Below are 19461 nucleotides of genomic sequence, written 5' to 3'. Positions count from 1 at the left end.
CGCCGCTGCCGTTCGCGGGCTAGCATCGTCGCCATGGCAACGAAGTGGGAGTACGCGACGATCCCCCTCCTCATTCACAACACCAAGGCGATCCTCGACCAGTGGGGCTCGGACGGCTGGGAGCTCGTGCAGGTGGTCCCCGGACCTGACGGCACCGGTCTCGTCGCCTACCTGAAGCGGCCCGGCGGTGACGCATGAGCTTTGAGAAGCGCCTCGCCGAGCTGGGCATCACGCTCCCCGAGGTAGCGGCTCCGGTGGCTGCGTACGTCCCGGCGGTGCGGACCGGCAACTACATCTACACGTCCGGCCAGCTGCCCTTCGTCGAGGGCAGCCTGCCCGCGACGGGCAAGGTCGGCGAGGGCGATGGTCTGGTCTCCGCGGACGACGCCGCGGCCTACGCGCGCACCTGTGCGCTCAACGCGCTCGCCGCGGTCCGGTCGGTCACGGGCTCGCTCGACGCGATCGCACGGATCGTGAAGGTCGTCGGGTTCGTCGCGAGCGACCCGTCGTTCACCGGTCAGCCCGCGGTCATCAACGGCGCCAGCTCGGTGCTCGGCGAGATCTTCGGCGACGCCGGTGTGCACGCCCGCTCCGCCGTGGGCGTCGCAGTGCTTCCGCTGGACTCGCCGGTCGAGGTAGAGCTCGTCGTCGAGCTGGTCTAGCGCTTCCGCAGCGGCCCGGAACGGGCGTGATCGGACCCACTTCGGATTCGGTTTCCGTTCCGGGCCCTGCGTCGGCTATTCTGAGCAGGCTCCCGCGGAAAGGCTTCGTGCCTGTCGTGCGGTGGACTCAATCGGGGTGTGGCGCAGCTTGGTAGCGCGCTTCGTTCGGGACGAAGAGGTCGCAGGTTCAAATCCTGTCACCCCGACCATGTGAGAGACCCTCTGACCAGCAGAAATGCTGAGTCAGAGGGTCTTTTTCCGTTATCCGGCGAGGGCGTCGGCCAGAACCTGACACCGGGTTCTGCCGTCAGCAGATGGCCGCCGCTCGACACGCATATCGAACACTTGTCGGATATCTTGATCCCATGACGCGCACAAGTGATCCCACACCCCGAACGCCCGACGGCCCACCTGCGTCGTCGTCGTTCGGCGTGGACGGCGCCGCGCTCCGACCGCCGGACGTCCGGGCGATGCGTGAGCGCCTGGCGGGCATGATCCTTCCAGGCGCATCCGACACGGCGGGCTGGGTCGACCTGCTCGGCGAGCTCGAGGCCCTCAAGAACACCGCGACCGCCGCTCAGGCACGGCTGGCCGTGGCGCTGGAGAGTCGACGAAGGCGGCCGAGGCCGAACGAGGGACACGTGCCGACCGGCGAGGCCGCGCCGTGCCGAACCAGGTAGGGGCGGCGATGCAGCAGAGCCCACACGCAGGCTCGGCGTTCCTGAGCACCGCCCGCGTGTGGCTGACCGGCATGCCGCACACGTTCCACGCCCTCCGCATCGGCATCCTGTCGCAGTGGCGGGCGACGCTCCTGGTCCGGGAGACCTCGCACCTGACGGCGGAGCACCGCGCCCAGATCGACGAGCAGGTCTGCGGGCCGGCGAACCTGCCGACGCTGGCGCGAACCGGCACCCGACGGCTGATCGCGCGGGTGAAGGAGCTCGCCGCAGAGCTGGACGTGCAGGCGTGCGTGAAGCGCAGGGCGAAGGCCGTCGCGCAGCGGTGCGTCTCGGTGCGGCCGGCGCCGGACCTGATGGTGTACCTGACCGCCCTGGTGCCGATGCAGCAGGGTGTGCAGGCCTACGCCCAGCTCAAGAAGCACGCGGAGGCAGTCAGGGCCGCGGGCGACGAGCGCGGCACCGGACAGCTCATGGCCGACACGTTGGTCGAGCGCCTCACCGGCCGCGAGCCGGGCCGTGCCGACGACGTCCCGGTCACGATCAACCTCCTGGTCTCCGACCAGACCCTGCTCGCCGACGGCGACCGCCCGGGCGTTGTCATCGAGGGCATGCCCGCGGGCGCGGGTGTCGTCCCTGGGCCGGTGGCGAGGAACCTGGTCGCGCACGGCATCGACGCCGACGCGGCGTGGCTGCGCACGATCTACGTCGCGCCCGGCGGGCGGCTGGTGGCCTCGACGTCGAGGGCGAGGTTCCACCCCCAGGGCCTGGCCGATCTGCTGCGTGCCCGGGAGCAGGGCCTCTGTGCCACCCCGTGGTGCGACGCCCGGCTTCGGCACATCGACCACGTCACTCCGCACTCCGAAGGTGGACCGACCAGCCTCGACAACGGGCAAGGGCTGTGCGTGCGCTGTAACCACGCCAAGCAGGCGCCAGGGTGGACGCAGTCCACGACCGAGAGCAACGGCCGCCAAGCCGTCAAGACCGTCGCACCCACCGGGCACAGCTACGACTTCGTCGCGCCCGAACCACCCGAACCCCTCCGGGAGACGCCCCCGGCCTGGACTCCAGCAGCGGGTATGACGGGTGCGCGCGACGGCCACGTTCCACGCGGCCGGTACAGCATCGAACACTCCGCGCCGGGGCACGGCGGGACCATTGCCTTCCGCCCGCGGAGACGGCGAAGGTCCCCGGGTCGACGGCCTCGGGCGGACCTCGCCTGGGCACATGTCCGCTGAACCGGCCGCCGCCGGGCGCTCGTGCCTGCCCAGCGCACCGGTGCAAGACTTGGGACCAACCCAGCACGGGAGGCACTCGATGGATCCGTACGTCCTCGTCGGCGGCGGGCTGACCACAGCCCGCGCCGCTGAAGCGCTCCGCACCGGTGGTTACGACGGCGACCTGGTGGTCGTCACGGCCGAACCCCACCACCCGTACGAGCGCCCGCCGCTGAGCAAGGACTACCTCCGCGGCGAGTCGGAGCGGGACGTCGTCTTCCCGCTGGACGAGGCCTGGTACACCGAGCACGACGTCACCATCCAGGCCAACGAGACGGTGGTCGGGCTGGATGCAGTCGGTCACACCCTGACCCTGTCCGACGGCAGCACGCTCGCCTTCGCGAAGGCGCTCCTCGCCCCAGGGTCCACGCCGCGGGCGCTCGGCCTGCCCGGCGCGGATCTCGCCGGGGTGCACTATCTCCGCACCATCGACGACTCGGATCGCATCTCCAGCACGCTGCTCGAGGCATCACTGGAAGGTATCGGCCGCCTCGTGGTGATCGGCGACGGATGGATCGGGCTCGAGGTGGCCGCATCGGCGCGATCCCTCGGCCTGGACGTCACTGTGGTCGGTCGCGGGTCCCACCCCCTCGGACGGGTGCTCGGGCCCGAGATGAGCGACTTCTACGCCGGGGTGCACACCGAGCACGAGGTGCACCTGCTCCGCAACGCCTCCGTCATGCGGATCCAGGGTGCCGACGGCCGCGTCACCGGCGTCGACCTGTCGGACGGAACGCATGTGGGAGCCGATGTCGTCGTGATCGGCGTGGGTGCCACGCCGAACGTCGGACTCGCGGAGGTCGCGGGCCTGGATCTCCGGTCGGCGGCGCAGGGCGGAGGCGTCGTCGTGGACGGAACGCTGGCGACCTCACACCCCGACGTTTTCGCCGGAGGTGACGTCGCCAGCGTCCCGTCGCCCCACTACGGACGCCCGCTCCGGGTGGAGCACTGGGCCACCGCCCAGAGGACCGGCGCGCACGCGGGCCGAGCCATGCTCGGGGCTTCCGACCAGTACGACAGGCTGCCCTACTTCTACAGCGACCAGTACGACGTCGGCATGGAGTACACCGGCTGGGTGGACGTCGAGGCCGGCTACGACGACGTAGTGATCTCCGGTGACATGGGCGCACGGGAGTTCGTGGCGTTCTGGCGCGTCGACGGGCAGGTGGCGGCCGGCATGGCGGTGAACGTGTGGGAGCAGATGGGGCGCGTGGAGGAACTGATCAGGTCCCGGCAGAAGGTGTCGACGGCCGAGCTGGAGGGCTTCGTCGGCTGAGGACCGCTGCGGCTAGACCGCGAACAACAGCCCGGCGCTCACGAGCACGACGACGGCCGTGGCGAAGTGGATCCCGAACGCGACGGCCTTGCTCCCGCCGTGGCGGAGCACGATCAGCGTGTCGCCGAGCGGGGCTATCGCCACGGCGAGCATGAACCACGCCCCGGCCAGCGGACCCGCGAAGGCGAGCAGCACGAGACCCACGATGCCGAAGGTGGCGTCGCGGAGCCCCTTGATCTCGAGGTAGGCCCGGTCCTGGGTCGCGGGGACGCCGTAGCCGGCGGCGGCAGAGTAGGGCTGGAGCAGGAACCGCGCCCCGATGAAGAGGATGAACAGGTTCAGAACCACAGCCAGGCTGTAGGCGACGATGGTCATGACACTCCTTGCTAGCGCTGATAGGTGATGTAGCAACGCTAGCAGAGCGAGAGCAGATTGCCTAGCAGCGCTAGAATCTCGCCATGACGATTGAGACGCGCCGCGAGCGCGAGCGGGCGCAGCGTGAACGGCTGATCGTCACCGCCGCCCGAGAGCTGGCCGAGGCCGAAGGCTGGGAGGCGGTCACCACTCGGCGGCTCGCCGCCGAGATCGAGTACAGCCAGCCGGTTCTGTACAGCCACTTCAAGGGCAAGGGCGCCATCATGACGGCGGTCGCCGTCCAGGGCTTCGAGGAGCTGGCGGTCGAGCTCCGGGCCGCCCGGACAGCGGCCCGAGGAACCCGCGAGGCCCTTGCCGCGGTGGCGGCGGCCTACACCGACTTCGCCCAGAAGCGGCCGGCGCTCTACGACGCGATGTTCACGCATGCCGTGGACCTGACGTTCGCCGCCCCTGACGGGCCGGCGTATCTCCGCGACGGCTTCGACGAGCTGCTTCAGGCGGTCCGGCCGCTGGCCGGGGACGACGATCCCGGCATCCTCACCGAGACCTTCTGGGCCGGCCTGCACGGCCTCGCCATGCTCGAACGCAGCGGCCGCCTGCCCGCCGGGGCGCACGACCACCGGCTGGACCTGCTGGTGGGCCGGTTCGCGCCGGCCAAGCGCTGAGCCCGCTGGTCGGGCGTGCCGAGACCCCCAGCACGCCCGACCAGCGGAAGACCGCCAGGCTCAGCCCCGACGCTCGCGGACGGCCTTCGCCAGCTCACGGAGGAGGTCCTCCGTGGTGTCCCAGTCCATGCACTTGTCCGTGACCGACTGGCCGTAGACGAGCTCGGACAGCGGGGCGGGCTTCTGCGCGCCGGCCACGATGAAGCTCTCCATCATGAGGCCGGTGATGCCCCGCTCGCCGTCGGCGATGCGGTTGGCGATCTCGTGCACGACGCCGGCCTGGCGCACGTGGTCCTTGCCCGAGTTGGCGTGGCTGGCGTCCACGACCACGCCGTTCTCGACGGCGCCGCCCAGCCCCGAGCCACGTGCCACGCGCAGGGCGGCGGCCACGTCCTCGGCTCCGTAGTTGGGGCCCGAACGCCCGCCGCGCAGGATCACGTGGCAGTCCGGGTTACCGGTGGTCTCGACGGCGGCAGCACGGCCCTGGCCGTCGGCCCCGAAGAAGGTGTGCTCGCTCGCGGCGGTGATGCAGCCGTCCACGGCGATCTGCACGTCGCCGTCCGTCGCGTTCTTGAACCCGACAGGCATCGAGAGGCCCGAGGCGAGCTGCCGGTGCACCTGCGACTCGACGTTACGGGCACCGATGGCGCCCCAGGTGACGGCGTCGGCGATGTACTGAGGGCTGGTCGGCTCGAGGAACTCGGCCCCGGCCGGGACGCCGGCGTCGAGCACGCCGAGCAGTACCTCGCGGGCGAGGCTCAGGCCGTGCCGCACGTCGTGCGAACCGTCCAGGTGCGGGTCGTTGATGAGGCCCTTCCACCCGACCGTGGTGCGCGGCTTCTCGAAGTACACCCGCATGACGACGACCAGGTCGTCGGACAGCTCGCGCCGGAGCGTGGCGAGCCGGGCCGCGTAGTCGAGCGCGGCGACCGGGTCGTGCACCGAGCACGGGCCGACGATCGTCAGCAGCCGGTCGTCGTCGCCGGTCAGGACGTCACGCACCTCGCGGCGGGACGTCGTGACGAGGTCGCTGCGGGCGGTGCCGAGCGGCATCGACTCCAGCAGGCTGTTCGGCGCGGGAAGCGGGTCAAGAGCGCGAATGCGCAGGTCGGATGTGCGGGTACCGAGCTCGGAGGTCTCGGTGCCGGGTTCCGCAGGCGTGATGCTCATCGGGATCGGGGCTCCTGGTAGGCGGGTCTGGTTCGAAGGAACCGGACGGCCCGCCACCGACTCCTGGTCCGGAGCGGCCCGTCTGGCAAAGACGAAGGGCCTGGACGCGATCGGCGTCCCAGGCCCTGGCTCCGGGTGGAAAGTTGGTCAGGCGTGCGCCCGCCGAGCCCCACCAGGAGCCGACGTAAAGCGCCAATACCAACGGATGTCCACAGCGAAAACGGTAGCCGCACCCCTACCCGCTGTCCACCTGGTTCCAGGATGCGGTCGGTCACAGTCGCGCCCGGCCGGCCTGGCCACGCCGGCTAACGGGCGTAACGCTCGACGAAGGCGCGCAGGATGCGCATCGGCTCGGTGACGGTCACGGCGACCGCCCGCGCGCGAACGAGCTCCGCCTCGTCCCGCGGGAAGTAGCCGTAGTCGCGGTAGACGGCGATCCGCTGGGCCATGCCCGTGCCGTCCAGCTCCGGGTGGAACTGCGTCGCGTAGAGGTTCTGCTTGATCCGGAACATCTGCACCGGGCAGCCTGCCGACGAGGCGAGCAGCACCGCGTGGTCCGGCAGCTTGCGCACCGCCTCCTTGTGGCCGACGTAGGCGGAGAAGCTCTGCGGCATGCCCGCCAGCAGCGGGTCCGCCGCCGCGTCCGGCGTCAGCTCCACGACGACCGGCCCCACCGGCTCCGAGTACGTCCCGTCGATCACGGCGCCCTGGTGCGCGCCGAGCGTGCCGACGCCGTAGCAGGCACCGAGGAAGGGGAAGTCGCGGGCGACCAGCTCGTCGAGCAGCGCCGCGAGCTGCGCCTCGACACGGACCTGCACCGGCCCCTTCTTCTCCGACGGGTCCGAGGAGTTGAAGGGCCCGCCGCCGACGAGCACGCCGGAGTAGTCGTCGAGGTCCACGGGCGGCAGCGGGTCACGCTCCAGGCGCACGCGGTGCAGCTGCTCCGGCGCGAGGCCGCCGTAGCGGCAGAACGCCTCGTACTCACCGTCGGCGGCCACGTCTTCCCCACGCGTCGCCAGCAGCAGAAACGGCTTCATGACAAGAGCGTAGGGGCTGTCAGCGGTCTCGACAGGCTCGACCTGTGGTCCAGCCTGTCGAGACCTCGCTCACGTCCAGCGAAACAGCTTCACGCCGAGCGGGAAGAGCACGAGCGTCCATACGGTCAGCACCATGACCTGCGCCAACGGGAAGCCCTCGTTGCCGAACCAGCCGATCGTCAGCCCCTGGGCCGAGGCACCGAGCGGCAGGTAGAGGCCGATGTTCTGCATCCACTCCGGCATGATCGGCAGCGGCACCCACACCCCGGAGAACATCAGGGACGGGAAGTAGATGAGCATCCCCAGGCCGGACGCCGTCTGGCCCTTCTCCGCACGGGCCGCGACGAGCAGCCCGAGCGAGAACATGGCGGTCGTCGAGAGCACGAGGACGAGCAGGACGACCAGCGGGTCGGCCGCGAACGGCACGCCGAGCACCACCATGCCGCCGACGACCGCGGCGCCGGCCGAGACGATCAGCGCCAGCACGTTGATCATCATGTGCGCCCCTACCAGGTTCTGCGGCGGCATGGGCGTGGTCGACAGCCGCTTCAGGATGCCCTTCTCGCGGAAGGTCGCGAACTGCACGGGCATGGTCGTCAGCGAGATCGTCCCCACGGCCAGCGCGATGACCGTCGGCAGGTAGGAGGTGATGCCGGGCGCCTCGTCCCAGGGCGGCGGGGCGTCGGTCATCGGCTCCTGGAAGGACGGGATGGCCAGCCCGAGGCCGAGCAGCAGCATGCTCGGGAAGATCAGCGCGAAGAACACGCCGCTGGGTTCGCGCAGCCACACCTTCAGCTCGGTGCGGAACAGGGTCCAGAAGCCGCGGACCTGCGTTCCGCCACGGCCCGCCCGAGCGGGCACCGTGGTCTCGACGGCGGTCATGCCGCCACCTCCTCGTTCTCCTCTGCGCGGTACTCCCGGCCGGTGACCTGGACGAAGACATCCTCGAGGGTGCGTTCGAGCGTGCGGACGTCGTCGGGGACGACGTCGGCGGCCGCGAGCGCCTGGACGACGGCGAACAGCACCTTGCGGGTGCCGGTCACCTCGATCTCGTCACCGACGGCGACGGCGGAGGTGACGTCGCCGTCCCGCCCGGCGAGGGTGGCCAGGAGCTGGGTGGCGCGAGCACGGGCGCCGTCGTCGGCGAAGCGGAGCCGGACTCCCCTGTCGCCGTCGAGCCCTTCGATCAGGGCCGCCGGTGTTCCCTCGGCGACCACGCGGCCGCCGTCGATCACGACGAGCCGGTCGCAGAGCCGTTCGGCCTCGTCCATGAAGTGGGTGACCAGAAGGACGGTGACCCCGGAGTCCCGGACGCGCTCGACGAGCTCCCAGGTGGCGCGACGGGCCGCCGGGTCGAGACCCGTGGTGAGCTCGTCGAGTATGGCCACCTGGGGTCGGCCGACCAGGGCGAGCGCGATGGACAGCCGCTGCTTCTGACCGCCGGACAGCTTGCCGAACTGCTGGTGGCGGTGCGCGGTCAGGTCGAGCAGGTCGAGAAGCTCCGCCGAGTCGGCACGCTGGGAGTAGAACGAGCCGAAGACTTCGAGCGCCTCGGCGACGGTGATCTTGTCGTGCAGCGCGGCCTCCTGGAGCTGCACGCCGACGTGCTCGCGGATCAGCCCTGGATCGGCCTGGGGGTCGTGGCCCAGGACACGGACCGTGCCGCCGTCGGCGTGCCGGAGCCCGGCGACGCACTCGACGGTGGTGGTCTTGCCGGCACCGTTGGGGCCGAGTATCCCGAAGATCTCACCTCGGGCGACCTGGAAGGACACGTCGACGACGGCGGTCTTGGGGGTGCCGCCACGCCTGGCGGCGGGATAGGTCTTGCGGAGTTGGCTGACTTCGACGACTGGGGACGTCATGGCTGCTCCTTGGTCGGATCAGGGTGGTCAGATCTCAGCGGGGACGCACGGGTGCCGTGCGCAGCAGGGCGTAGAGCAGGACGGCGGCCAGGACGGCGGCGAGCGCCGCCCCGCCGAGGCCGAGCAGCATGGTCAGCAGTCCCTCGGACGCGGGCACCTCTGCGTGGTCGAGGTCGGGCCGCAGCTCGACGTTGGCGATCGTGCCGACCACGCCGGTCCGGGTTGCGAGGTCGACGAGGACGGCGGGTACCGCGAGCGGGATCATCAGGAGCACGCCCCAGGCCTTGGCGTGCGTGAAGCCGATCGCGATGCACGAGCCGACGAGGACGTAGGTGATCAGCACGAGGGACTCGGCGACGGCGGTGCCGAGCACCATGGCGGGCGAGTCGAAGGGCAGGGCGCCGAGCCTGCGCCAGGTCATCCCGAGCGACGTGCTCAGGAGGCGTTCGCCCAGCAGGGCGAGCGTTGTGACGGTGCCGAGCAGCACGCCGACGACCACCGCGCCACGGACCACCCCCGCGAAGAGGGACCTGCGGCTGCCGCCGGCGGCCACGTGCAGCGTCAGGATCGCGGACGACGCGAGGACGCCGAGCGTGATCATGGGCCAGCGTGACGCACCGAGCGTGGCGTCGAGCGCGCTGATCTCCAGGTCGTTGCCTGCCGCGGCGTTGCCGACGGTGATCCCGACGGCATACAGCGCGTAGACGGCCCAGAACCAGATCCCGATGACGAGGCCGGAGCGAACGAGCCGCCGGCTCGCGGCCGCGGCACCGCGCAGGTGCGCGGCCCGGTCGAGGCCCCTCATGGCGTCGGCCGCAGGGGGACGGAGCGCAGCGGGACGCTGAGCAGCCAGGCGGCGAGCCCGACCGCTACCGCGCCGCCCAGGAGACCCAGCAGCACGCCGGGTCCGCCGTCCGGCAGGTTGTCGAGGCCGACGATCAGGGCCGTGACGCCGGTGTGCGACGCCAGGTCGACGAGCGCCGCCGGGACGAGCGTGGCGAGGACGTAGACCGTGCCCCGCACCATGCCGAGGCGGTAGTAGCCGGCGGAGATCGCGGCACCCACCAGGTAGTACGTGGCTGCGACCAGCGTCTCCGTGAGGAGCGTCAGCGCGATGCCCGCGTAGCCGTCCACCGGCAGCCCGTACTCGCGCGACCAGGTCAGGTCGAGCGCCCCGAACAGCGCGCGCTCTCCGACCATGTACACCGCGGTGACGAGGCCGATCAGCGCGCCGCCGACGATGCCGCCCCGGACGGTGCCGGTCACGAGCGACCGGCGGGTGCCGCCCGCCGCGACGTGCAGCCGGAGGTACGCGGCGGGGACGACGGTGCCGAGCACCATCATGAACCACCGTGACGAGCCGCCTATCTGGGCATCGACGACGCCCTGGTCCAGGCCCGAGCCGAACTGCACGCTGCCGACGATGACCGAGACGGCGACGACCGTGAAGATGACCCAGTACCAGCTGCCGATGACGGTGACGACCCGCACGCTGACCGCGGCGGCCTGACGGGCGCCGCGCCGGTCGGCCGCGCGGACCAGTGCCTCCCGGCTCGGGGCGGCGGTGACGGGGTGGGTCGTCCCGGTGCTCATGACTGCACGCTCCCCTGACCGGTCAGCCGGACGAAGAGGTCCTGCACCGGCACGGCGCCCACCTCGACGCCCGCATCGCGTGCCGCCGTCAGCTCGTCGGCCTCGAGGGCTCCCTCCAGCGTGACCTGGACGGTCGAGCCGAGCTGCTGGCGGTGCAGCACGCGGCGTCCGCCGGCGATCCGCTCGACGGCGTCCTTGGTACCGGTGAGGCTGAACCCGCGCGCCCGCATCTCGTCGGCGGACTCGGCCAGGAGCACGCGCCCACGGTCGATGACCACGACGTCCTCGAACAGCCGCTCGACCTCCTCGACCAGGTGGCTGGAGAGGAGGATGGTGCGCGGGTGCTCCGCGTAGTCGGCGAGGAGCTCGTCGTAGAACGCGTACCGCGTCGGCGCGTCCATACCGAGGTACACCTCGTCGAAGATCGTCAGTGGTGCGCGCGAAGCCAGGCCGAGGGTCGCGCCGACAGCCGACCGCTTGCCGCGCGACAGCGCGGACGGGTTCTTGCGGACGTCGACCTCGAACAGGTCCAGCAGGCGCCCGGCCGTCTCGGCGCTCCACTCGGGCCGCATGTCGGCGTAGTACTTGAGCGACGTGGCGACCTTCTCCTCGGTCATCAGGTCACCGCTCTCGCGGACGAGCTGCGTGCCCGAGGTGATCCAGGGGTTCTCCCACGGGTCCTCCTGAGCGCCCTCCGGCCCGACGACGACGGTGCCGCTCGTCGGGCGGGTGAACGCCGCGAGCAGCGAGAGCATCGTCGTCTTGCCCGCGCCGTTGCGGCCGAGCACCCCTGTGATGGCCCCTGGCCGGATGGTCAGTGTGGCGCCGTCGAGCGCGGTGCTCGCGTCGTCCCTGATCGGGATGCCGTTCTGCTGCATCCTGTAGCTCGCGCCGAAGTGGACGACGACGTCGTCCAGGCGCGCGCCGAACGGTGCGGTGGTCATGACTCCTCCGTGGTGGGCTTGCGCCGGCCGTTCGCTCCGAGGACGTAGGCGACCACGTCGTCGGTGGAGATCCCGAGGAGGTCCGCCTGCTGCAGGGCCGGCGCGAGGACCTCCTCGAAGTAGCTCTTGCGGTGGTCATCGAGCAGGCGCTCCCTGGCGCCCGGCGCGACGAACATCCCCAGACCCCGGCGCTTGTAGAGCACGCCTTCGTCAACCAGCCCCGCGAACGCCTTCTGCGCGGTCGCCGGGTTGATGCGGAACGTCGTCGCGAACTGTGTGGTGGACATGACCTGCTCCTCCTCCTTCAGCTCACCGGCGAGCACCTGCGCGCGGATCATCTGCGCGATCTGGAGATAGATCGGCTCGGGACCGTCGAACACCGGCTCACCCCCTTCGTTGGTTCGTTACTTGACTAATGAACCATACTCCATGTCGGCGCGCAAGGCCCTTCGCGGGGGAAGAACGAGGGGCGGGGAAACATGCGCTGTGCGCACGCTCCCCCGCCCCTCGTGGCGGTCGGTCGCCGGTCAGGCGTCGTCAGCCGCGTCCAGGGTCTGGAGCTCGGCCAGGTCGGCCGCTATCAGCTCGGCGATCTGGATGGTGTTCAGGGCTGCGCCCTTGCGGAGGTTGTCGTTGCTGACGAACAGGACCAGGCCGCGGCCGTCCGGGACGGACTGGTCCTGCCGGATCCGGCCCACCAGGGACGGGTCGACGCCGGCCGCCGCGAGCGGCGTCGGGACGTCGGCGAGCTGGACCCCGGGGGCCCCGGCCAGCAGCTCGCGGGCCTCGCTCGGGGTGATCGGACGCGCGAACTCCGCGTGGATCGACAGCGAGTGCCCTGTGAACACCGGGACACGCACGCAGGTGCCCGCGACGGCCAGGTCGGGCAGGCCCAGGATCTTGCGGGACTCGTTGCGGAGCTTCTGCTCCTCGTCGGTCTCGCCCGAGCCGTCGTCGACCAGGTTGCCCGCCAGCGGGAGCACGTTGAACGCGATGGGCGCCACGTACTGCTTGGGGGCCGGCAGGTCGACGGACCCGCCGTCGTGCACCAGACCCTCGAGATCCTGCCCGACGGCGGACCGCACCTGCCCCGCCAGCTCCTCCACCCCGGCGAGCCCGGATCCGGAAACCGCCTGGTAGGTCGCCACCCGCAGCCGTTCCAGCCCCGCCGCCTTCGCCAGCGGCGAGAGCACCGGCATCGCGGCCATGGTGGTGCAGTTCGGGTTGGCCACTATGCCCTTGGCCGCCTCGCTGACCGCCTCCGGGTTCACCTCGGAGACGACGAGCGGCACCTCGGGGTCGAGCCGCCAGGCCGACGAGTTGTCGACGACGAGGGCACCGGCCTCCGCGAACCGCGGCGCGTGCTCGCGCGACGTGCCACCGCCGGCGGAGAAGAGGGCGATGTCGATGTCGGCGAGGTCGTCCGTCGCGGTCGCCGCGAGGTCCTCCACCGGGACGTCGAACCCCGCGAACGGCAGGGTGCTGCCGGCGGAACGCGCGGACGCGAAGAACCGGACGGAGGCGACGGGGAACTCCCGCTCCTCCAGCAGGCGGCGCATCACGGCACCCACCTGGCCGGTCGCCCCGACGACTGCGACGTGCACGCCGTGATCGTTGATCTGTGCCATGTCAGCGCCCCGTTCCCGCGTAGACGACCGCTTCGCCGTCGACGCCGTCGAGCTCGAACGCGGTGTGGACGGCCCGCACGGCGTCGTCCAGCGAGTCCTCGCGGGTGACCACCGAGATGCGGATCTCCGAGGTGGAGATCATCTCGATGTTGATACCGGCGTCGCGCAGCGCGCCGAACAGCCGCGCCGAGACGCCGGGATGCGACTTCATGCCCGCGCCGACGAGCGAGAGCTTGCCGATCTGGTCGTCGAACTGCAGGGAGTCGAAGCCCACCTCGTCCTGCACGGCAGTGAGGGCCGCCATGGTGGCCGGACCGTCGGCGTCGGGCAGCGTGAACGAGATGTCGGTGAGACCCGTCGCGGCAGCGGACACGTTCTGCACGATCATGTCGATGTTCGCGCCCGCTCCGGCCACCACCTCGAAGATGCGGGCGGCCATGCCCGGCACGTCCGGCACGCCGATGACGGTGATCTTGGACTCGGAACGGTCGTGCGCCACGCCGGAGATGATCGGGGCTTCCATGGGGTTCTCCTTCGACTTCTTCTCTGCCGCGACCACGAGCGTGCCGTCGTGGGCGCTGAACGAGCTGCGGACGTGCACCGGCACGCCGTACCGGCGCGCGTACTCCACGCTGCGCAGCGCGAGCACCTTCGCGCCGCAGGCCGCGAGCTCCAGCATCTCCTCGTAGCTGACCTGGTCGATCTTGCGCGCGGCGGGCACGATGCGCGGGTCGGCGGTGAAGATGCCGTCCACGTCGGTGTAGATCTCGCAGACGTCGGCGTCCAGACCGGCCGCGAGCGCCACGGCGGTCGTGTCGGAGCCGCCGCGGCCGAGGGTGGTGACGTCGTTCGTGGACTCGGTGACGCCCTGGAAGCCGGCCACGATGGCGACCTGCCCCCTGTCCAGCGTCTCGCGGATGCGGTGGGGCACGACGTCGACGATCCGCGCCCGCCCGTGCACCGCGTCGGTGATCACGCCCGCCTGCTGGCCCGTGTAGGACTTGGCCTTCACGCCCAGGTTGGTGATCGCCATCGCCAGGAGCGACATGGAGATGCGCTCGCCCGCGGTGAGGAGGATGTCGAGCTCCCGCTTGGGCGGGAGCGGGGTGATCTGCTGTGCGAGGTCGAGGAGCTCGTCGGTGGTGTCGCCCATGGCGCTCACCACGACCACCACGTCGTTGCCCGCTCGCTTCGCCTCGGCGATCCGCTTCGCGACGCGCTTCACGCTGCGCGCGTCCCCGACCGAGGATCCACCGTACTTCTGCACGACAAGTGCCATGCGCCTGCCTTCCGTTGCCGGCCTCCGTCTCTTTCAACGGCCCGCCGGGTGGTTGGGTTTGCGAATCGATGGTACGACGGCGGGCATCCCGGGCGGATGTGATGTTCACCGTGCGGGACGGCCGGGCCTATCCGGCGAAGACGTCCCAGGCCAGGCGGGCTATCAGGGCGCCGACCACGACGACGAACACCACGCGGACGAACTTCGAGCCCTTCGCCACGGCCATCCGGGCGCCGATGTAGGCCCCGATCAGGTTGGCCACACCCAGCCCGAGGCCCAGGCTCCAGATCACGGCCCCGCTCGGCACGAAGAAGATCAGGGCGCCCGCGTTGGTCGCGAAGTTCACGATCTTCGCGATCGCCGACGCCGGGAGGAACGAGTACCCGAGGGCGCTCACGAGGCTGATGACCAGGAACGTGCCCGTCCCGGGGCCGAGCAGCCCGTCGTACGCGCCGATCAGCAGGCCGATCACGGCGGCGATCCGCTTGTGCCCGTTGCCGACCCAGCGCAGGTTGTCGTGCTGGCCGACGTTCGGCTTGAGCAGGGTCCACGTCAGCACCCCGACGAGCACGATCAGGATCATCGGCTTGAAGAGCTGCTCCGGGATGTACGACGCGCCGATCGCGCCGCCCAACGCTCCGGCCAGCGCCGCGAGCGCCATCGGTCCGGCGGTCCGCAGGTCGGGCTGGACGCGCCGGTAGTAGGTGATGGCGCTGGTGGACGTGCCCATGATGCTGCCGAGCTTGTTGGTCGCCAGGGCCTGCACGGGGCTGATCCCCGGGACGAGCAGCAGCGCAGGCAGCTGGATCAGCCCGCCTCCGCCCACTACGGCGTCGACCCACCCGGCGGCGAGGCCGGCGAGCAGGAGGAGGACGATGGTGAGGAGATCGAGTTCGGGCACAGGTGCATTGTGCGCGAACGGCGGCTCGTCCTACATCGTCGTACCACGGCGGACGACGACCGGTGAGCCGTCGGCGACGAAGGCCGAGACCGGTGCGGCGGCGAGGCTCTCGACGAACGAGCGGCCGTACACCTGCTCGACGTCGCACTCGAGGCTCGGGTCGGCGGCCTGCCAGACGTGCCAGCTCGGGTGCTCGACGCGGTACTCGACGGTGCCGCCGCCCCGCTGCGCGGTGTAGCCCCAGTAGTGCTCGGTGATGAACTGCTCCTGGGAGCCCTCGACGAGCGGCTCCGCGCCGCCCTGGGTGGTGGCCCGGACATGGTGCCAGGCTCCGGCGTCGCGCCACGAGTACTCCACGACGCCGTCCGGCGTGTCGCGGTCGGGGGCGAGGTCGATCCGGTGCCGCATCGGCCGCGCCACGTACTTCTCGCCGTAGACGGCGCAGGCCACGGCGGCCAGCGCCGGGCGCGGGACGATCTCCTTGACGAAGACGACGCCGCGCCGCCAGCCGTCGTCCGCCCGGCGGCGCACGTAGAACCGCAGGTTGATCTCGTCGAAGTTCCGGTGGAACGGGACCGGGACGCCGAGCAGGCGGGTGTCGAGGAACTGGAACCCGACCACGCTGACGAAGTGCCGGCCGCCCCACGTGTCCAGCTCGACGCCACGCGGCACGAGCGGCCGCAGGACGGCGGGGTCCGCCTCGTAGTTGAGCATCAGCAGCCGGCGCCACCGCGCCGCGAGGAACTTCCCGGTCCGCGCCTCGGGGTCTGTCACGCGGGGAACGTACCAGCCTCGCGGCCCGTATGTCGGTGCCGACCCGTAGGGTGACCTCTTGTGTACGAAGGCGCGGTCCAAGACCTGATCGACGAGCTCGGCCGGCTTCCCGGCGTCGGGCCCAAGAGCGCGCAACGCATCGCGTTCCACCTGCTCGCGACCGACAACGAGGAGGTCAAGCGACTGGTCGACGCGCTCACCGAGGTGAAGGTGCGCGTCCGGTTCTGCGAGCTCTGCGGCAATGTCGCGGAGGCCGAGCGCTGCCGCATCTGTCTCGACCCGCGGCGCAGCGACGAGGTGATCTGCGTCGTGGAGGAGCCGAAGGACGTGGTCGCGATCGAGCGCACCCGGGAGTTCCGCGGGCGGTACCACGTGCTGGGCGGCGCCATCAATCCCATCGAGAACGTCGGCCCGGACGACCTGCGCATCAGCGAGCTGATGGCCCGCCTCGCGGACGGGACGGTCAAGGAGGTCATCCTCGCGACCGACCCGAACGTCGAGGGAGAGGCCACGGCGACCTATCTTTCCCGACTGATGGCCCACATGGGAATCACTGTCTCGCGGCTGGCCTCGGGTCTCCCCGTTGGTGGAGACTTGGAGTACGCGGACGAGGTGACGCTCGGTCGCGCGTTCGAAGGCCGCCGCGTCATCGGCAACGACAAGTAGGTGGGATCACGATGAGTGAGATAACCCCTGGATCAGACCTCAGCGAGGTCGCGGACCAGGTGTCCGCACAGGCACGGACGTTCCTCTCGACGGTGACCCAGGTGGCGTCCGGAGGGATGCCGGGGGCGGAGCTCTCGCTGCTCGTGCTCGCGTCGTCCGACCTGTTGGCCGCGGGGGCGCGGCTCGCCGCGATCGTGGACGTGGTGCCCAAGGAACGTTACGAGCCCGACGCCGGCCCCGACACCGACCTCGACCCGCTGCGCGAGGCCCTGTCCAAGATGTTCGACGGGTTCGACGACTACACCGAGGTCGTGGACCCGGTACTCAGCGAGGACACCGGGTCGGCGTCGCTGTCCGGCGACCTCGCGTGCGTCGCCGAGGCGCTGGCCAAGGGTCTGCAGCACTTCGACAGCGGCCACGAGCTCGAAGCCCTGTGGTGGTGGCAGTTCTCCTACTTCTCCCTGTGGGGCGAGCGCGCGGCGTCCGCCCTGCGCGTGCTGCAGGGGCTACTGGCGCACGTGCGCCTCGACGTGGAGGACGACGTAGCCGCCGAGGCGGAGTACGACGCCCTCCACTCCTGACCGGGGAGGTCAGGCGACCCGGGTGCCCTGCGGCAGCTCGGCCGTCGGGATACGCAGGCGGTTGACCGCCACGAGGACGCCCGCCGCGCCGAGCAGCAGGTCGAACCCGAGGCCCCATGGCCACACGAGCTGGTCGGTGACCTGGACCGGCTCCACCGGGGAGTCGGGCCGGGTCTCCCGGCCGCTCTCGTCGTACACGAACTCGCTGCACCAGTCCTGCGGGCCCGTGTTGCCGGTCCGCGCGTACCGGACGCCGTACTGGAGCGTCGCCAGCATGTTCCCCTCGTTCGCCAGCGTCTCGACGTCGCCCTGGAGAGGCTGCGCGTCGGCGACGACGACGAAGGGGTTCGGGGCCAGCAGCCACCAGGTGCGCTCGCTGTGCCATACGGGCAGCTCGTGCGTCCGCCACTCGCACTCGGGTGCGGTGGGCTTCTCCCAGTCGTAGCCTGCCTCGACGTCCCAGACCCTGACCTCCTCCGTCGTGCTGGTGACGGGTACGAGCAGGCCGAACATGATCGGCAGCGCCACGGTGATCGCGCCGATGGTCAGGTACGTCAGCACCGCCGACCCCGACGTCTTGCTCACTAGGGCCGAGAAGCCCAGCCCGATGGCGCAGACGACACCCAGCACAACGGCCAGCATGAGCACCGTGGTCAGCAGTGCGAACCAGTGCACGCCGCCCCCGAGCAGCGCCCAGACGAGGAACGGGACGCTCGCGACGAGGAACGCGAGCGCCGCGATCCAGGCGGCGGCGAGCTTGCCGAGCACTATCTCGGCGGGTGACAGCAGGGTGACCTGCAGCGTCGCGAGCGTGCCGGCGTTCCGGTCGCCGTTGATCGCGCCCGACGACAGGGTCGGCGCGACCAGCAGGCCCAGGAACAGCACGAACCCGACGACGATGCTGTAGACCGTCCCGCCGTACGAGGCGCCACCGGTCATCGCCTCGCCCGAGAGCATCCGGAACGCGCCGGTCGTCAGGAGCGTGATCAGGCCGACCACCGTGAACCAGACGATCAGCGCGGTCTTCCACCGTGTCGAGCGCACGCGCTGCCGCAGCTCCAGCACCGTCACGGTTCGCAGGCCGTGCCAGGACAGGGACCAGGTGCCGCGCCCGCGGGGCGCTCCGCCGTCGGCCGGTGCGGGTCCGGCGACCTCTACATCGACGCTCATCGTCGCTCCTCCTCGAGGGCCAGGTAGGCCTGTTCCAGCACGCCGCCGGCCGGGGCGAGGCTCGCCACCGCTACGCCGCTCTCGACCGCGGACCGCAGCAGCGCGGCGGCTGCGGCATCCCCGGCCAGGTCGACGAGTACGCCGGGCCCGTCGGCCTCCTTGCGGTACGCGGGACCGTTCTCGTCCAGCCAGGCCGCGAGGGCCACGGGGTCCAGGGCGGTCAGGCGCCACGCCCGCGGCCGGTCGCCGTCGGCGACGGACCGGGTGTCGACGGTACGGCCGCGCGAGATGAACACCGCGTCGTCGGCCATCTCGTCGAGCTCGGTGAGCACGTGCGAGGAGACCAGGATCGTCTTGCCCTCGGCCGCGAGCTGCCGGAGCAGCACGCGCAGGTCCACCCGGGAGCGCGGGTCCAGGCCCGAGGCGGGCTCGTCGAGGAGCAGGACGTCCGGGTCGTGCACCAGCGCGCGGGCCAGGCCGAGCCGCTGCTTCTGGCCGCGGGACAGGACGTGCGCGGGCTGGTCGGCGAGCTCGGAGAGGTGCACCAGCGCGAGCAGCTCGCTCGCGCGGTCCCGGCCCGTGGCGGCGTCGAGCCGATATGCGGCCGCGACGGTCGTGAGCACCTCACGCGCCGTGAGGGAGTCCCAGGTGCCGAACACGTCGGGCATCCAGCCGGTCCGCGAGCGGGCCACGTAGTTCTCGGCGACCGGGTCCGCACCGGCGATGCGGATGCTCCCCGCATCGGGCGTCAGGAGGCCGGCGAGCATGAGCAGAAGGGTCGTCTTGCCCGACCCGTTGGGTCCGATGAGCGCGGTGACCCGACCCGGTGCGGCGACCAGGTCGACGTCGGTCACCGCGTGCACCGGACCGAACGAACGCCGCACGCCCTGCGCACGGATACCACCGTCTGGTGTCATGCCGGGA

General features: G+C 71.1%; 23 protein-coding genes and 1 tRNA gene. 9 read left to right on the top strand and 15 right to left on the bottom strand.

All coding sequences use genetic code 11. The annotated features are described in order from the left end of the window. Nucleotides 1-33: 33 nt before the first annotated feature. From ACFWE2_RS04790 to ACFWE2_RS04765, 6 genes are all read left to right on the top strand, one after another. The gene (locus tag ACFWE2_RS04790) at nt 34-198 is read left to right on the top strand and encodes a DUF4177 domain-containing protein (protein ID WP_116677091.1); all 165 of its coding nucleotides are present in this window, start codon (nt 34-36) and stop codon (nt 196-198) included. Next, nucleotides 195-662, top strand: a complete 468-nt coding sequence (locus ACFWE2_RS04785) for a RidA family protein (protein WP_377223070.1) — start codon at nt 195-197, stop codon at nt 660-662. The genes ACFWE2_RS04790 and ACFWE2_RS04785 overlap by 4 nt, the downstream gene beginning before the upstream one ends. 132 nt (nt 663-794) lie before the next feature. Next, nucleotides 795-871, top strand: a tRNA-Pro gene (locus tag ACFWE2_RS04780). A 156-nt stretch (nt 872-1027) separates the two neighbouring features. Then, complete coding sequence (locus tag ACFWE2_RS04775; protein ID WP_377223069.1) at nt 1028-1342, top strand: hypothetical protein; 315 nt, start codon at nt 1028-1030, stop codon at nt 1340-1342. A gap of 8 nt (nt 1343-1350) precedes the next feature. Continuing rightward, nucleotides 1351-2577 carry an HNH endonuclease gene (locus ACFWE2_RS04770; protein WP_377223068.1) on the top strand — a complete coding sequence of 409 codons (1227 nt, stop codon included), beginning with the start codon at nt 1351-1353 and terminating at the stop codon, nt 2575-2577. A 79-nt stretch (nt 2578-2656) separates the two neighbouring features. Then, nucleotides 2657-3892, top strand: a complete 1236-nt coding sequence (locus ACFWE2_RS04765; protein ID WP_377223067.1) for an NAD(P)/FAD-dependent oxidoreductase — start codon at nt 2657-2659, stop codon at nt 3890-3892. Between the two features lie 12 nt (nt 3893-3904). On the opposite strand, the gene ACFWE2_RS04760 is transcribed toward ACFWE2_RS04765, so the two are convergent. Next, nucleotides 3905-4267, bottom strand: coding sequence for a DUF4267 domain-containing protein (locus ACFWE2_RS04760; RefSeq protein ID WP_377223066.1), 363 nt, complete (start codon nt 4265-4267; stop codon nt 3905-3907). Between the two features lie 83 nt (nt 4268-4350). Between ACFWE2_RS04760 and ACFWE2_RS04755 the strand changes: the two genes are divergently transcribed. Continuing rightward, nucleotides 4351-4932 carry a TetR/AcrR family transcriptional regulator gene (locus ACFWE2_RS04755; RefSeq protein ID WP_377223065.1) on the top strand — a complete coding sequence of 194 codons (582 nt, stop codon included), beginning with the start codon at nt 4351-4353 and terminating at the stop codon, nt 4930-4932. Between the two features lie 60 nt (nt 4933-4992). Here the strand turns inward: ACFWE2_RS04755 and ACFWE2_RS04750 are convergent, their stop codons facing one another. The 12 genes from ACFWE2_RS04750 to ACFWE2_RS04695 form a co-directional block, all read right to left on the bottom strand. After that, nucleotides 4993-6102 carry a 3-deoxy-7-phosphoheptulonate synthase gene (locus ACFWE2_RS04750; RefSeq protein ID WP_377223064.1) on the bottom strand — a complete coding sequence of 370 codons (1110 nt, stop codon included), beginning with the start codon at nt 6100-6102 and terminating at the stop codon, nt 4993-4995. Between the two features lie 305 nt (nt 6103-6407). Beyond that, the gene (locus tag ACFWE2_RS04745) at nt 6408-7139 is read right to left on the bottom strand and encodes a glutamine amidotransferase (RefSeq protein WP_377223063.1); all 732 of its coding nucleotides are present in this window, start codon (nt 7137-7139) and stop codon (nt 6408-6410) included. A 69-nt stretch (nt 7140-7208) separates the two neighbouring features. Next, entirely contained in the window at nt 7209-8021 is an 813-nt protein-coding gene (locus ACFWE2_RS04740; RefSeq protein ID WP_377223062.1) for an ABC transporter permease, read from the bottom strand. Then, nucleotides 8018-9001, bottom strand: a complete 984-nt coding sequence (locus ACFWE2_RS04735) for an ABC transporter ATP-binding protein (RefSeq protein ID WP_377223061.1) — start codon at nt 8999-9001, stop codon at nt 8018-8020. The genes ACFWE2_RS04740 and ACFWE2_RS04735 overlap by 4 nt, the downstream gene beginning before the upstream one ends. Before the next feature lie 34 nt (nt 9002-9035). Next, nucleotides 9036-9806, bottom strand: coding sequence for a hypothetical protein (locus ACFWE2_RS04730; RefSeq protein WP_377223060.1), 771 nt, complete (start codon nt 9804-9806; stop codon nt 9036-9038). Next, the gene (locus ACFWE2_RS04725) at nt 9803-10594 is read right to left on the bottom strand and encodes a hypothetical protein (protein WP_377223059.1); all 792 of its coding nucleotides are present in this window, start codon (nt 10592-10594) and stop codon (nt 9803-9805) included. The genes ACFWE2_RS04730 and ACFWE2_RS04725 overlap by 4 nt, the downstream gene beginning before the upstream one ends. Beyond that, on the bottom strand, nt 10591-11538 hold the full coding sequence (locus tag ACFWE2_RS04720) for an ATP-binding cassette domain-containing protein (RefSeq protein ID WP_377223058.1): 948 nt from the start codon (nt 11536-11538) through the stop codon (nt 10591-10593). The genes ACFWE2_RS04725 and ACFWE2_RS04720 overlap by 4 nt, the downstream gene beginning before the upstream one ends. Then, the gene (locus ACFWE2_RS04715; protein WP_377223057.1) at nt 11535-11918 is read right to left on the bottom strand and encodes a GntR family transcriptional regulator; all 384 of its coding nucleotides are present in this window, start codon (nt 11916-11918) and stop codon (nt 11535-11537) included. Before ACFWE2_RS04715 ends, ACFWE2_RS04720 begins: the two co-directional genes overlap by 4 nt. Before the next feature lie 147 nt (nt 11919-12065). Then, the gene (locus ACFWE2_RS04710; protein WP_377223056.1) at nt 12066-13166 is read right to left on the bottom strand and encodes an aspartate-semialdehyde dehydrogenase; all 1101 of its coding nucleotides are present in this window, start codon (nt 13164-13166) and stop codon (nt 12066-12068) included. 1 nt (nt 13167) lies between these two features. After that, a complete protein-coding gene (locus ACFWE2_RS04705; RefSeq protein WP_377223055.1) occupies nt 13168-14445 on the bottom strand; it encodes an aspartate kinase in 1278 nt (425 codons plus the stop codon). Nucleotides 14446-14572: 127 nt separating this feature from the next. Continuing rightward, the gene (locus ACFWE2_RS04700; protein ID WP_377223054.1) at nt 14573-15346 is read right to left on the bottom strand and encodes a TSUP family transporter; all 774 of its coding nucleotides are present in this window, start codon (nt 15344-15346) and stop codon (nt 14573-14575) included. Nucleotides 15347-15376: 30 nt separating this feature from the next. After that, nucleotides 15377-16120 carry a YqjF family protein gene (locus tag ACFWE2_RS04695; protein WP_377223053.1) on the bottom strand — a complete coding sequence of 248 codons (744 nt, stop codon included), beginning with the start codon at nt 16118-16120 and terminating at the stop codon, nt 15377-15379. A gap of 60 nt (nt 16121-16180) precedes the next feature. On the opposite strand from ACFWE2_RS04695, the gene recR reads away from it, so the two are divergent. After that, a complete protein-coding gene (gene recR / locus ACFWE2_RS04690) occupies nt 16181-16786 on the top strand; it encodes a recombination mediator RecR (protein ID WP_377223052.1) in 606 nt (201 codons plus the stop codon). An 11-nt stretch (nt 16787-16797) separates the two neighbouring features. Next, nucleotides 16798-17367, top strand: a complete 570-nt coding sequence (locus ACFWE2_RS04685) for a DUF5063 domain-containing protein (protein ID WP_116677111.1) — start codon at nt 16798-16800, stop codon at nt 17365-17367. 9 nt (nt 17368-17376) lie between these two features. On the opposite strand, the gene ACFWE2_RS04680 is transcribed toward ACFWE2_RS04685, so the two are convergent. Continuing rightward, nucleotides 17377-18537, bottom strand: a complete 1161-nt coding sequence (locus ACFWE2_RS04680; protein WP_377223051.1) for an ABC transporter permease — start codon at nt 18535-18537, stop codon at nt 17377-17379. Then, nucleotides 18534-19454 carry an ABC transporter ATP-binding protein gene (locus ACFWE2_RS04675; RefSeq protein ID WP_377223050.1) on the bottom strand — a complete coding sequence of 307 codons (921 nt, stop codon included), beginning with the start codon at nt 19452-19454 and terminating at the stop codon, nt 18534-18536. The genes ACFWE2_RS04680 and ACFWE2_RS04675 overlap by 4 nt, the downstream gene beginning before the upstream one ends. Nucleotides 19455-19461: the final 7 nt, after the last annotated feature.

Source organism: Promicromonospora sp. NPDC060271, assembly GCF_042726755.1.
Classification (GTDB): domain Bacteria; phylum Actinomycetota; class Actinomycetes; order Actinomycetales; family Cellulomonadaceae; genus Promicromonospora.
Note: the sequence above shows the minus strand (reverse complement) of the source record. Positions and strands in the feature narration are given on the sequence as shown.